Below are 14,315 nucleotides of genomic sequence, written 5' to 3' on the forward strand. Positions count from 1 at the left end.
AGAGAGGCTAACGGGCCCCGCTGACAACGCCCGCCCGGCGGACCCGGCCCCTGGCCCCCGGCCCCGTGTCCCGTACCCCGTACCGCGAATCTCAGGAGCCTCGCCCGTCTCACTCCACGACGTGCTGCCCCTCCGGCTGCGCGCTGCACGACGCGCGGAACGCGCAGTGCCCGCAGTGCTGCCCGGCCGCCGGGGCGAACCGCTCGTCCAGGACCCGCCCCGCCGCCGTGGCGAGCAGTTCCCCGACCCAGTCCCCGGCACCCTCGCCCGACTCACCGGACTCACCGGACTCGCCCGGCTTCCCCGACGGCTGCGGCAGCGGCCCCTGGGGCTGGACCTTCGGGAACTCCTCGCCGCCCTCCTTCTTGGGCGCCGGCTGCCGCAGCTGGACGAGTTCCGCGCCGCCCGGCTCGGGGCGGCGGCCGTCGAACACCCCGTCCACCGCGCCCTCCCGTACGGCGAGCTGGTAGACCGCGAGCTGCGGATGGTGGGCGACCTCGTCCTTGGTGGGGGCGCTCTTGCCGGTCTTGAAGTCGACGACGTACGCCCGCCCGTGCTCGTCACGCTCCACCCGGTCCATGGAGCCGCGGATCCGCACCGTGTAGGCGCCCGACCGTTCGTCGCCCGCCTCCAGCGTCACGTCGAACTCGTGCTCGGTCGCGACGGGGGTGCGGGAGGCGCGGTCCATCACGTGCCAGCGCAGGAACCGTTCCAGGGCGACGCGGGCGTTCTCCTTCTCCTGCGCCGACTTCCAGGGGGCGTCGAACACGAGGCCGTCCCAGACCGATTCGAGCCGCGCCATCAGTACGGCGAGGTCGGCGGGCGTCTGTCCGGACGCGACCTCGTCCGCGAGGACGTGCACGACGTTGCCGAAGCCCTGTGCGGCGGTCGCCGGGGCGTCCGCCTTGACCTCGCGGCCCAGGAACCACTGGAGCGCACAGGTGTTGGCGAGCTGGTCGAGCGCGCTGCCGGAGAGCGTGACGGGCTGGTCGCGGTCGCGCAGCGGCACCGTGCTGTGCGTCGGTTCGAACAGCCCCCACCAGCGGTCCGGGTGCGCGGCGGGGACCAGCGGCATGCCCTCGTCGTCGGCGAGCGCGGCGAGCCTGGCCAGGCGCTCCGCGGCGGCGTCGCGCAGCGCGGGGGACGCGGCCGGGTCGACCGTCGTGGCGCGCAGTTCGGCGACGAGGGCGTGGACGGCGAGGGGGCGGCGGGGCCGGCCCGTCGTGTCGGCGGGTTCGACGCCCAGCTCGGTGAGGAAGCGCGAGGGCTGGTCGCCGTCGTCTGCGGGGGCCTTGACTGCGGTGACGACGAGGCGGTCGCGGGCGCGCGTCGCGGCGACGTAGAAGAGGCGGCGCTCCTCCGCGAGGAGCGCGCCGGGGGTCAGGGGCTCGGCCAGGCCGTCGCGGCCGATCCGGTCCGCCTCCAGGAGGGAGCCCCGGCGGCGCAGGTCGGGCCACAGGCCCTCCTGGACGCCCGCGACGACGACCAGGCGCCATTCGAGGCCCTTGGAGCGGTGCGCCGTCATCAGCCGTACGGCGTCGGGGCGGGAGCTGCGGCGGGCGAGGGTGTCGGCCGCGATGTCCTGGGCCTCGATCTCCGCCAGGAAGTTGAGCGCGCCGCTCCCTCCGGTGCGCTCCTCGGCGCGGGCGGCGGTCTCGAAGAGCGTCACGACGGCGTCGAGGTCGCGGTCGGCGTTGCGCCCGGCCGCGCCGCCGCGCAGGGCGGTGCGGTACAGCCGGTTCGGCCAGCCCGTGCCGTTCCACAGCGCCCACAGCGCCTCTTCGGCGGTGCCGCCGCCCGCCAGCAGCTCGCGCGTCTTGCGCAGCAGGGCGCCCAGGACCTGCGCCCCGCGCGCGTACCCGGGGTCGTGTGCGGTGAGCCGTTCCGGCTCGGCGAGCGCGCGGGCGATGAGGTGGTCCGACGGCGGCGGGAGCTTGACGCCGGCCGCGCGCTCCTCGTCGCGCAGCGCGCGCCCCAGGCGCCGCAGGTCGGCGGCGTCCATGCCGCCGAGCGGCGAGGCGAGGAGGGTGAGGGCGGTCTCGGTGTCGAGCCAGGGGGCGGGGCCCTCCGGTACGGGAGCGGGACCCTCCGGTACGGGAGCGGGGTCTTCCCGTACGGGAGCGGGCGCCTCGCTGTCGGGGGCCTCCGGAACATCGGGCACCGCACTGTCGGGCGCCCCAGGAGTCCCGGACACCGCACTGTCGGGCGCCCCGGAAGCCCCGGACACCGCACTGTCGGAAAACTCGGTCGCCGCCGCCCGCGCCACCGTCCGCAGGGCCGTCAGCAGGGGGGTGACCGCCGGTTCGTGGCGCAGCGGCGCGTCGTTTCCGTCTATCTCCAGGGGGACGCCCGCCGAGGTGAGCGCACGGCGCACGGACGGGATCGTGCGCCCTCCCGCGCGTACGAGCACCGCCATCTCGCCCCAGGGGACGCCGTCCTCCAGATGGGCGCGGCGCAGTATGTCCGCGATGTTGTCCAGCTCCGTGGAGGCGGTCGGGTAGGTGTACGCCTCCACCCGGCCGCCCTCGCGCACGGCGGCCAGCTCGCGGTGGGCCCGCACCTTGTCCGCGGGCAGGCGGCCCAGCGGCATCCGGGCCGTGAGCAGCCGCGTCGCGTCCAGCAGGGCCCGGCCCGAGCGGCGGGCGGCCGTCAGCACCTTGACCGGCGCGGGGCGGCCCTCGCGCGTGCGGAAGCTCTCGGGGAAGTCCAGGATGCCGTTCACGTCGGCGCCCCGGAAGGCGTAGATCGACTGGTCGGGGTCGCCGAGGGCCACCAGGGTCCGCCCGTTCCCGGCGAGCGCGCGCAGCAGCCGCACCTGGGCCGGGTCGGTGTCCTGGTACTCGTCGACGAACACGGCGTCGTACCGCGCGGGCAGCTCCACCGCCAGGTCGCGCTCCGCGAGCAGCACGGCGCGGTGCACCAGCTCCGCGTAGTCCAGGACGCCCTGGAGGTCGAGCACGTCCAGGTACTCCGCGAGGAAGGACGCCGCCGCCGACCAGTCGGGCCGCCCGGTCCGCCGGGCGAACGCCGCCAGCGCCCGCGGTCCGAGCCCCAGCTCCCTGCTCCTGGCGAGCACGGCGCGCACCTCGTCGGCGAAGCCGCGCGTGGTGAGGCAGGCCCGCAGCTCGTCGGGCCAGCGGACCCGGGCGCGCCCCTCGCGCTCCAGGTCCAGCTGGCCGGCCAGCAGCTCGCGCACCGCCACGTCCTGCTCGGGTCCCGACAGGAGGCGCAGCGGTTCGGCGAAGAGGTCGGCCTCCTGGTGGGCGCGGACCAGGGCGTAGCTGAAGGAGTGGAAGGTGGTCGCCTGCGGGCCGTTCGCCCCGCCGAGCCGCAGCGCCATCCGGTCGCGCAGTTCGACGGCGGCCTTGCGGCTGAAGGTGAGGACCAGGATCCGCTCGGGGGGCGTGCCGCGCGCGATCCGCGCCGCGACGGCCTCCACCAGCGTCGTCGTCTTGCCCGTGCCGGGCCCCGCCAGCACCAGCAGGGGGCCTTCGCCGTGGTCAACCACCTCGCGCTGCGCTGCGTCCAGCTCAGGGGGGACGGCCCTGGTCGGCGGCGTACGCACCAGCCGGTACGCGCCCTGGGCACGTCTGGTGGAAGAGGAGGAACTCACGTGGATCGCCGGTCCTGGTGGTGTGCTGGTGGTGAGAGTGGAGCGCGCTGACGACGCTACTCCGACGGGCGGCGGGGACGCAGGCGGTCCCGGACGTACCCCGTACGGTCCCCGGACCGCCCGTGGTGGCGCCGCATGCCGGAAGCTGTCAGTTGTGAGCTCCCTCGGACCCTGCCGCCGCGCCGGGCGCCCCGCCGGATCCCGCGCCGGGCGTGCCGTCCCAGCGCGCCCCGCGCATGTCAAGGCGCGGCAGGTGGCCGTCGGCGCTCGCCGACGCCCCGCGCAGCGGGGTGCCCTCCTCGCGGTACCGCTCCAGGGCCCGCAGTTCGTGGCCCGGCAGCAGCTTCCCGTCCGCGCGCACCACGCGCCACCACGGCACCGCGCCCCCGTAGAGCGCCATGATCCGGCCAACCTGCCGGGGTCCGCCCTCCCCCAGCCACTCAGCGACGTCCCCGTACGTCATGACGCGGCCCGGCGGGATCAGCTCGGCGGTCTCCAGCACCCGCTCCGCGTACTCCGTCAGCAGACCATGCGGTTCCTCGCTCATCCGGGACATCTTGCCGTACGGCACCGACAGCGCGCCCCGCGACGGCCGTCGCCGCCGCCCCCGGAGCGGTCGGGGGCCCGGTCAGGCAGGCGGCCCGGCGCGCGCAAAGGGGCGTATCTCACGCCGCACGCGCGGACGCCATGCACCCTGATCCCCCTCTCCGTCCTCCGGTCGTGCCACCATCTTCCGGGCGGTGACTGGTGATACGAGAAGACGAAGACCGATCGGAAACGACGAAGGAGCACGGTGTGCGGCCACCGAAACCGGCGGCGAGCGCTCGTGACACCGCGTCGCGCCCCAACGCGGAGAGCGACGGCACCGCGGACGGCAACACCGCGGAGAGCGACGGCACCGGCACCGAGCACGGCGCCGAGGCGTGCCACGACGGCGAGGGCGAGGGCGAGCACCACATCGACCGGGTCTCCGGCGACGAGCCCCTGCTCCCCGCCCGCGTGCACCGCCCCTCCGACCTGCTGCGCCTGCTCGTCGGCATCCTCGCCGTCGCCCTGCTCCTCACCCTCGCCGCGTTCGCGCACGGCACCACCACCGGCCTCGAAGCGGACATCACCAAGGGCACCGACCAGGCCCCCGAACTGCTGATCAAGATCGCGGGGCTGGTCTCCAGCATCGCGATCCTGCTCGTCCCGATCGCCTTCGCGATCGAACGCCTGATCAAACGCGACGGGCTGCGCATCGCGGACGGCGTCCTCGCCGCCGTCCTCGCGCACGGCGTCACCCTCGCCACCGACCTCTGGGTCGCCGAGGCCGCCCCGAAGTCGATCCAGGCGGCCCTCACCCAGGACTCGGGCGGCGCGCTCACCGACCCCGTGCACGGCTACCTCGCGCCCGTCATCGCCTACATGACGGCCGTCGGCATGACGCGGCGGCCGCGCTGGCGGGTCGTGCTGTGGGTGGTCCTGCTGCTGGACGCCTTCGCGATGCTGGTGACCAACTACACGACGCCCTTCTCGATCATCCTCACCGTGCTGATCGGCTGGACCGTCGCGTACGGCACGCTGTACGCGGTCGGCTCCCCCAACGTCCGCCCCACGGGCCAGACCCTGATGGCCGGGCTGCGGCACGTCGGCTTCCGGCCGGTGACCGCGATGCGCGCCGAGGACGTCCCGGACTCGGCCGAGCAGCGCGACCGGGGCCGCCGCTACCTGGTCACGCTGGAGGACGGACCGCCGCTGGACGTCACGGTCGTGGACCGCGAGCAGCAGGCGCAGGGCTTCTTCTACCGGGTGTGGCGGCGGCTGACGCTGCGCGGCTTCACCCAGCGGCGCTCCATCCAGTCGCTGCGCCAGGCGCTGGAGCAGGAGGCGCTGCTCGCGTACGCGGCCATCGCCGCCGGGGCCAACGCCCCGAAGCTGATCGCCACGTCCGAGCTCGGCCCGGACGCCGTGATGCTGGTGTACGAACACCTGGGCGGGCGGTCGCTGGACTCGCTGAAGGACGAGCAGATCACCGACGAGCTGGTGCGCGGCGCCTGGCGGCAGGTGAAGTCGCTCCAGTCGCGCCGGATCGCGCACCGCAGGCTGACCGGGGACGCGATCCTGGTGGATCGTTCCGGCAAGGTGATCCTGACCGATCTGCGCGGCGGCGAGATCGCGGCGGGCGACCTCGTGCTCCGCATGGACATCGCACAGCTGCTCACCACGCTGGGCCTGCGGGTCGGCGCGGAGCGGGCGGTCGCGGCGGCCGTGGACGTGCTCGGCCCCGACGCGGTCGCCGACTGTCTGCCGCTGCTCCAGCCGATCGCGCTCAGCCGCTCCACGCGGCAGACCCTGCGGCGCCTCGCGCGCGAGCGGGCGCAGCGGGAGCGCGACGCGGTGCTCGCGGCGTCCGAGGCGACGAAGAAGGCGAAGGCCGCGGCATCGGCGGCGGGCGCGGACGCCGAGGGCGACGCGGTCGCGGTCGCGGAGCCCAGCTCCAAGGAGGCCCGCAAGTCGCAGCGCGCCGAGAAGCAGGCGGAGAAGCGGGCCCTGGACGACGCCCTGGACGGGGCCCGCGAGGAGGACCTGCTCACCCAGATCCGCCACCACGTCCTGCTGATCAGGCCGCAGGCGCCGGTCGAGCCGGTGCGTCTGGAGCGGATCAGGCCGCGCACGCTGATCTCGTTCATCGCCGGTGCCATCGCCGCGTACTTCCTCATCTCGCAGCTCGCCGGGATCGACTTCGGGACGGTCGTCGGCGAGGCGGAGTGGGGGTGGGTGGCGATGGCAGTCGTCTTCTCCGCGCTCAGCTACTTCGCGGCGGCGATGAGCCTGCTGGGGTTCGTGCCGGAGCGGGTGCCGTTCATGCGGACGGTGCTGGCGCAGGTCGCCGGGTCGTTCGTGAAGATCGTCGCCCCGGCGGCGGTCGGCGGCGTCGCGCTCAACACCCGCTTCCTCCAGCGGGCCGGGGTGCGGCCGGGGCTCGCGGTGGCGAGCGTGGGCGCGTCGCAGCTCTTCGGGCTCGGCGCGCACATCCTGCTGCTGCTGTCGTTCGGCTATCTGACGGGGACCGAGAAGACGCCCTGGCAGTCGCCGTCCAGGACCGTCATCGCGGGGCTGCTGACGGTCGCGGTGCTGGTGCTCGTCGTCACTGCCGTGCCGTTCCTGCGGAAGTTCGTCTCGACGCGGGTGCGGTCGTTGTTCGCGGGGGTCGTGCCGCGGATGCTGGACGTGCTCCAGCGGCCGCAGAAGCTGCTCACCGGGATCGGCGGGATGCTGCTGCTGACCGGCGTCTTCGTGATGTGCCTCGACGCGTCGATCCGGGCGTTCGACGATCCGTCCGTGCCGCACATCAGTTACGCGAGCATCGCGGTGGTGTTCCTCGCGGGGAACGCGCTCGGGTCGGCCGCGCCTACGCCGGGGGGCGTGGGGGCGGTGGAGGGCGCGCTGACGTTCGGGTTGATCGCGGTGGGCGTGCCGAAGGAGGTGGCGGCGCCGGCGGTGCTGCTGTACCGGCTGCTCACGCTGTGGCTGCCGGTGCTGCCGGGGTGGCTGGCGTTCAACTACTTGACGCGGAAGGAAGCGTTGTAGGGGGTACGGGGGTGGTGGGCGCTCCTGTCTCGGCCCCGCCCGGGGGGCGCCGTTTCGCCTGCGGCGGGCGGGGCCCCTCCCCGCCCCTTCCCGAAAACCTGCCGGTGGCTGGGTGGGGCGTCTTGGGACGAGCCCGCTCGCGCTGGGTGGGTACGCGCGGCGTGTGCCCCACTCTCGCGCAGTTCCCCGCGCCCCGAGGTGGTCCGCCTTGCCCGGCACGTTCAGCGCAGGTGCGCCCCTTCAGGGGCGCGGGGAACTGCGCGAGCGGGCGTCCACCCGGCCGCAGGTGACCACCCGGCGCGAGCGGGCTCGCCGCCCTGACCCCGCCCGCGCCCCGCCACCCGGGCGGACCGCTCCCCGCGCGGTGGGCACTCGGACCGTTCACGATGGACGCATGTCTCACTTCCGGCCGCGCGCCGTCGCCCTCATCGCCACCGTCACCGCCGCCGCGCTCGCCGTCGGCGGCTGTTCCGGCGGCGGAGACAAGGACGAGGACGACACCGACCGCTCCAAGGACCTCGCCTCGCAGACCCTGGACTGGGGCGACTGCCCCGCCCCCTCCGAGGCGGAGGGCGAGGGCACCGCGCCCTCGCCGCTGCCCGGCGGCACGAAGTGGAAGTGCGCGGACCTCAAGGCCCCGCTCGACTACGCGAAGCCGGACGGCGAGACCATCGACCTCGCCCTGATCCGCGCCGAGGCCAAGGCCAAGGACCGCCGCATCGGCTCCCTCGTCTTCAACTTCGGCGGCCCCGGCGGCTCCGGCATCACCGCCCTGCCCTCCTTCGGCGCCGACTACGACAAGCTGCGCGAGCGCTACGACCTGGTCAGCTTCGACCCGCGCGGCGTCGGCCGCAGCGAACCCGTCGAGTGCCTGGACGACAAGGAGCTGGACGCGTACTACGCCGAGGACGGGACGCCCGACGACCCCGCCGAGGAGAAGGCGTACACCGCGGGCCTCAAGACCTACGCGGACGCCTGCGAGAAGGAGTCGGGACCCGCGCTGCCGCACGTCGGCACCACCAACGCCGCCCGCGACATGGACCTGATCCGCACGGTGCTGGGCGACGAGAAGCTGAACTACTTCGGCATCTCGTACGGCACCGAGCTGGGCGGCGTCTACGCCCACCTCTTCCCGAAGAAGGTGGGCCGCGCCGTGTTCGACGCGGTCGTCGACCCCACCGAGACCTCCGAGCAGAGCTCGCTCGGCCAGGCCAAGGGCTTCCAGCTCGCGCTGGACAACTTCGCGAAGGACTGCGTCGCCAGGGGCGAGGAGTGCACGCTGCCCGGCGGCAGCGTCGAGGAGATCGAGGACTGGATCGCCGCGCTCCTCGCGAAGCTGGACGAGAAGCCGGTGCCGGGCATCGGCGACCGCCGCCTCACCCAGACCCAGGCCACCAACGGCATCGCCCAGACGCTGTACTCGAAGGAGTACTGGCCGCTCCTCGAACAGGGCCTCGACGAGGCCGACGGCGGGCGCGGCGCGCTGCTGCTGGCGCTCTCCGACTCCATGAACGGGCGCGGCGAGAAGGGCTCGTACAGCAACATCCAGGCCGCCAACGCCGCCATCAACTGCGCGGACTCCAAGGCGCGTTACACGCTCGCGCAGACCAAGGCCAAGCTTCCCGAGTTCCGGGCTGCCTCGCGGGTCTTCGGCGACTTCCTCGGCTGGGGAATGATGGGCTGCAGCCAGTGGCCCGTGCCCGGCGCGTGGGACACGCCCGACGTCACGGCCCCCGGCGCCGCGCCGATCCTGGTCATCGGCAACACCGGCGACCCGGCGACGCCCTACGAGGGCGCCAGGGCGATGGCCGACGAACTGGGCGAGGGCGTCGGCGTGGAGCTCACGTACAAGGGCGAGGGGCACGGCGCGTACAACAGCGGCGACAAGTGCGTCCAGCAGACCGTCAACGCCTACCTGTTGGACGGGAAGGTCCCCGCGTCGGGCAAGACCTGCTCGTAGCGGTGTCGGTGCCACGACCTAGCATGGCCGCACATCCGTAACACAGGTGTGCGGGTGCGCAGGTACGCAGGTACGCAGGTCCCGGACGCGTCCCCCACCGCCGAAGGGCCAGGGGGAGGGAACGCACTGATGCACGGGAACCCGAGGGGCGGCGCGCTGGCGGCCGCCGCCCTGCTCGTCGTGGGATTCGTCGCGGGATGCAGCACCGACGGCGACGACAAGGGCGACAAGAACGACAAGGCCGGTGCCACTGCGGCGTCGAAGTCCGCGCGGCCCTCCGCGCAGGCGCCCGCCCCTTCGCCCGCGGCCCCGGGTGCCGCGGCGCTGCCCGCCGCGCTCACCGGACAGAAGCCCGACTGGCGGCGTTGCGAGGCCCCCGAGGGCGGTGAGGCGCCCGGCTCCGAGTGGCGCTGCGCGACGGTCGAGGTGCCGCTCGACTACGCCAAGCCCTCCGGCGAGACGATCCGCATCGCGCTGATCCGCAAGGAGGCCACGGACAAGGGCGCGCGCATCGGGTCGATGCTCTTCAACTTCGGCGGTCCTGGCGGCTCCGGCGTCGGCGCGCTGCCCCGCATCAACCGCTACGGCAAGCTGGGCACCCGCTACGACCTGGTGAGTTTCGACCCGCGCGGCGTCGCGGCCAGCGCGGGGGTGCGCTGCCGCGACGACGCGGAGCAGGAGAAGTCCTTCGCCGGGGTCGACTTCACGCCCGACGACCCGGCGGAGGAGGCGGCGTTCATGAAGGACGGCGCCGACTTCGGCAAGGGCTGCGCGCGGCGCTCGGGCAAGGTCCTGCCGCACGTCGGCACCAGCAACGCCGCCCGCGACATGGACCTGATCCGCACGGTGCTGGGCGACGAGAAGCTGAACTACTTCGGCATCTCCTACGGTACGCAGCTGGGCGGCACCTACGCCCACCTCTTCCCGCGGAACGTCGGGCGCACGGTGCTGGACGCCGTCGTCGACCCGACGGCCGACGCGATCGGGCACGCCCGCAACCAGGCGACCGGCTTCCAGCGGGCGCTGGACAACTACCTGAAGGACAAGGGCGAGGACCCCGAGGCCGGCACCGCGCGGATCGAGCGGCTGCTGAAGCGGATCGACGCGAAGCCGCTGCCGACCGACTCGGGCCGCGAGCTGTCGGAGTCCCTGGCGGTCACCGGCATCGTGCTGCCGCTGTACTCCAAGGACAACTGGCCCTACCTCACCAGCGCCCTCCGGGCCGCGGAGAACGGCCGCGGCGACGGGCTGCTCCGGCTCGCCGACTCCTACAACGGGCGCGGCGACGACGGCACGTACGACACCCAGAACCACTCGCAGCGCTCCATCTCCTGCGCCGACAGCAAGCTCCGCCCGACGGTCGCCGAGGCCAGGGCGCTGCTGCCGGAGTTCCGCGGGATATCCCCGGTCTTCGGTCCGTTCCTGGCCTGGGACACCGCAGGCTGGTGCGCCGACTGGCCGGTCGCGGGCGAGCGCGCCACCCCCGAGGCGAGCACGAAGGGCGCGGGCCCCGTGCTGGTCATCGGCACGACGGGCGACCCCGCGACGCCGTACGAGGGCGCGCGGCGGATGGCGGAGGAACTCGGCGCGGGCGTGGGCGTGCTGATCTCCAACAAGGGCGAGGGGCACGGCTCGTACGGGGTCAGCGACTGCGTCACCGGGACGGTGGACGCCTACTTCCTGGAGGGGAAGGTGCCCGCGAGCGGGAAGACCTGCGGCTAGGGTCGCCTGGGGCACCGGAAGGGCTGGGGGGAAGCACGTGACGTTGCGGGAGGGCGATCCGCGGGCGGTCGGCGGGTACCGGCTGGAGGGCAGGCTCGGCGAGGGCGGGATGGGCGTGGTCTACCGCGCCAGGTCGGTCTCGGGGCGGCAGGTCGCCGTCAAGGTCATCCGTCCCGAACTGGCCGCGGACGCCGCGTTCCTGGCCCGCTTCCAGCAGGAGGTCGCGGCGGCGCGGCGGGTGAGCGGCGCGTTCACCGCGCCGGTCGTGGACGCGGACGCCGACGCGGCGGCGCCGTGGCTCGCCACGCTCTTCGTGCCGGGCCCTTCGCTGTCCCAACGCGTGCTGGAGCAGGGCCCGTTGGGTGCGCCCGAGGTGCGCACCCTGGCTGCCGGGCTGGTGGAGGCGCTGCGCGACATCCACCGGGTCGGCCTGGTCCACCGCGACCTGAAGCCCGGCAACGTCCTGCTGGCCGAAGACGGGCCCCGCGTCATCGACTTCGGCATCGCGCGGACCTCCGGCGCGGCCCCGCTCACCAGCACGGGAGTGGTCGTCGGCACGCCGCCCTTCATGGCGCCCGAGCAGTTCCGCGGCGGCACGGTGAGCCCGGCGACCGACGTCTTCGCGCTCGGCGCGGTGCTGGTGTACGCGGCGACGGGGCACGGCCCCTTCGACGGGGACACCTCGCACGCGGTCGGCTTCCGGGTGGTGTACGAGGAGCCCGATCTGACCGGACTCCCGGATGAACTACGGGAGTTGGTGAACGCGTGCCTCGCCAAGGAGCCCGCGCACCGGATCACCGTGGAGCGGCTGCTCCGGACGCTGGCGGGCACGGCCCACGAGCACGACGACCCGCGCCCGGCGGCGCACTCCCCGGCGGCACGTCCCCCGACGCTCCCGTCGGCGCCACCCGCGCCTCCCGCACCTCCCGTACCGCCGCCCGCGCGGCCCGCGACACAGCAGCCCGCGACGCAGCGGCCCGTACCGCCGCGATCCACGACCCAGCAGTCCGCGCCACCCCATGGCGCCCCGCCCAAGTCCGTACCGCCCCGGGACGCCCCGCTCAAGCCCTCGCCGCTCAAGCCCGCCCCGCCCGGGACCCGCGACCGCTCCCGCGACCGGCGCCGTACGGCGCTCCTCGCGGGGATCGCCGCGCTCGTGGTCGCCGCCGCGGCCGTGACCGTGCCGAAGCTCCTCGACGGCGACGACGGCAAGGGCGCCGGGGGCAACAAGGGCGGGGGCGACCGGAACAACGCCCGGCCGAGCACCGGCGCCTCCCCCGGCACGCACGGCCCCGCCGCCCCGCCCTGCGCCCCAGGAGCGCTGAGCGCGGCGGGGCCCGGAGCGCAGAAGAACGCCGTGAACCGCTGGATCGCCGACTACGCGCGGCGGTGCACGGGCTCCGGCGTGACCTACCAGCCCCTCGGCACGGGCGCGGGCCTCCAGATGTTCCTCTCAGGGCAGGTGGACTTCGCGGTCGTCGACCGCCCCGTCACGTCCGCCGAGGCGGACCGGGCCAAGGAGCGGTGCGGCACCGCGGGGGCCGTGCTGCTGCCGCTGAGCGTGCTGCCGATCGCCGTGCGGTACAACGTGGCGGGCGTGGACCGGCTGACGCTGGACCCGGCCGTGCTCGCCCGGATCTTCGCGGGCCGGATCACCCGGTGGAACGACCCGGCGATCGCCGCGCTCAACAAGGGCCTGCGGCTGCCCGAGCTGGACATCACGACGGTCGTCCCGGACCGCGAGTCCGGCGTCACCCGCGGCTTCACCCGGTACCTCGCGAAGGCCGCCGCCGAGGACTGGCCGTACGCGCCTGCCACCACCATGCCCACGACGCCGCCGGGGCAGCGGGCGTCCGACGCCCCCGAGGCGACGACGGCCGGGCTGTCGGGGGCGGTCTCCTTCGCCCCCACGACCGACGCGCGGAGCACCGGCCTCGGCAACGCGCTGCTCGCGCCGGGCGGGGGCGCGCCGCTGTCCGTCACCGACGCGGGCGCCGTCAGCAAGTCGCTGGAGAACGCCCACGGTTCCGTGCCCGTCACGGGCGGGGCCGACGAGGAGGAGGCCGGTGCGCCCGGCGCCTATCCGCTGACGCAGGTGTCGTACGCGATGGTGTGCGCGCGGGGCAACGAGCCCGCCGCGCTGCCGCCGCTGCGCGCGTTCCTGGGCCACGCGGTGAGCGGCCAGGAGCAGCGGGCGGCGGCCGACGAGGGGTACGGGACCCTGCCGCGCGGCCTGGCAGAGCGGGTCCAGCGCGAGGCCGCCGGGCTCTCCTGACAACGAGGCCGCCGACGCCCTCCCGGCAGCGGGCCCTACGCGCGCCGCGCGACCATCAGGATCGCCGCGTCGTCCTGGAGGCGGCCGCCCACGTACGCGTGGAGGTCGCGTTCGATCTCCTTGGCGACGGCGGCCGGTTCCAGGTCCGTCCACTCCTCCAGGCGCTCGGCCAGCGGGTAGAACTCCCCCGCGGCGCCCCGCGCCTCGGTCACCCCGTCGGTGAACATCAGCACCGCGGCTCCGGACGGCAGCCGCACCTCCACGGCAGGCCGGTGCGAGTCGGCGACCAGTTCGCCCAGGCCCAGCGGCAGCCCCGCGTCGCCGAGCCCGATCTCCGTGGCGCCGCCCCCGCCGACCACGTACGGCTCCAGGTGTCCGCAGTTCACGAACCACATCCGGCCGCCGCCCGGGTCGAACTCCACCAGCAGCGCGGTCACGTGGCGCTCCTCCTGGCCGACGCTGAGCGCGTACGCGTTGTAGTGGCCGAGCGCCGCCTCCATGCGCTGGGCGAGCCGGGAGAGGTCGGGCTCCTCGTAGCCCGTGACGCGGAAACCGCTGAGCACGGCCGCGCCCGCGTTGATCGCGTCGAGCCCCTTGCCGCGCACGTCCGCGACCAGCACCCGCGTCCCGAACGGCGTGTCGATCACCTCGTAGAGGTCGCCGCCCACGCGCGCGTACTCGTCGGCCGCGAGGTACACGCCGTACGCCTCGAAGTCCCTGGTCCGCAGCGGCAGCGGGCGCAGCAGCGCGAGCTGTACCGCCTCGGCCGTCGACCTGGTCCGGCGCAGCACCGCGTCGCGCTCGGCGCCGAGCCGGGCGATGAGCAGCGCGACCAGGCCGAGCGCGCAGGTCGACACGAGCGCGATGGACGCCTCGCCGGAGTTGTGGTGGTCGGCGACCCGGGAGGTGTACGCGACGGCCACGCACACCCCGCAGAGCGAGGCGAGCACGGCGGTCTGGCCGACGCCGAGCACCAGCGAGCCGACGACCGGCAGCAGTCCGGCGACGAGCACCACCCGGAAGTCCGGGGGCGTCGTGTACTCGGCGACGTTGATCGCCACCAGGGCCACGAGCAGCAGGGCGAGGACCTTCCGGCGCAGCTCCAAGGTGGCGTCCCGCTCCAGCAGCAGCCGGGAGAAGCGGCGGCGCAGCGTCATGTTCATATCCCTTAT

7 protein-coding genes are annotated in these 14,315 nt (G+C 74.6%); 4 read left to right on the forward strand and 3 right to left on the reverse strand.

The features are described 5' to 3' along the window. Positions 1–109: 109 nt before the first annotated feature. Together ACIBNE_RS17680 and ACIBNE_RS17685 are read right to left on the reverse strand one after the other, a co-directional pair. Positions 110–3,613, reverse strand: a complete 3,504-nt coding sequence (locus ACIBNE_RS17680) for a UvrD-helicase domain-containing protein (RefSeq protein ID WP_399272402.1) — start codon at positions 3,611–3,613, stop codon at positions 110–112. 148 nt (positions 3,614–3,761) lie between these two features. Next, complete coding sequence (locus ACIBNE_RS17685; RefSeq protein ID WP_399272404.1) at positions 3,762–4,160, reverse strand: MGMT family protein; 399 nt, start codon at positions 4,158–4,160, stop codon at positions 3,762–3,764. Positions 4,161–4,408: 248 nt separating this feature from the next. Between ACIBNE_RS17685 and ACIBNE_RS17690 the strand changes: the two genes are divergently transcribed. From ACIBNE_RS17690 to ACIBNE_RS17705, 4 genes are all read left to right on the forward strand, one after another. Further along, positions 4,409–7,186: a lysylphosphatidylglycerol synthase domain-containing protein gene (locus ACIBNE_RS17690; protein WP_399272406.1), complete on the forward strand. Its 2,778-nt coding sequence runs from the start codon at positions 4,409–4,411 to the stop codon at positions 7,184–7,186. 394 nt (positions 7,187–7,580) lie between these two features. Beyond that, positions 7,581–9,146, forward strand: coding sequence for an alpha/beta hydrolase (locus tag ACIBNE_RS17695; protein ID WP_399272408.1), 1,566 nt, complete (start codon positions 7,581–7,583; stop codon positions 9,144–9,146). 129 nt (positions 9,147–9,275) lie between these two features. After that, on the forward strand, positions 9,276–10,868 hold the full coding sequence (locus tag ACIBNE_RS17700) for an alpha/beta hydrolase (protein ID WP_399272410.1): 1,593 nt from the start codon (positions 9,276–9,278) through the stop codon (positions 10,866–10,868). A 37-nt stretch (positions 10,869–10,905) separates the two neighbouring features. Beyond that, on the forward strand, positions 10,906–13,143 hold the full coding sequence (locus ACIBNE_RS17705) for a serine/threonine-protein kinase (protein ID WP_399272412.1): 2,238 nt from the start codon (positions 10,906–10,908) through the stop codon (positions 13,141–13,143). 35 nt (positions 13,144–13,178) lie between these two features. On the opposite strand, the gene ACIBNE_RS17710 is transcribed toward ACIBNE_RS17705, so the two are convergent. Next, the gene (locus tag ACIBNE_RS17710; protein ID WP_399272414.1) at positions 13,179–14,300 is read right to left on the reverse strand and encodes a PP2C family protein-serine/threonine phosphatase; all 1,122 of its coding nucleotides are present in this window, start codon (positions 14,298–14,300) and stop codon (positions 13,179–13,181) included. Between the last annotated feature and the right edge of the window lie 15 nt (positions 14,301–14,315).

The sequence above is a fragment of the Streptomyces sp. NPDC050504 genome (assembly GCF_044458065.1).
Classification (GTDB): domain Bacteria; phylum Actinomycetota; class Actinomycetes; order Streptomycetales; family Streptomycetaceae; genus Streptomyces.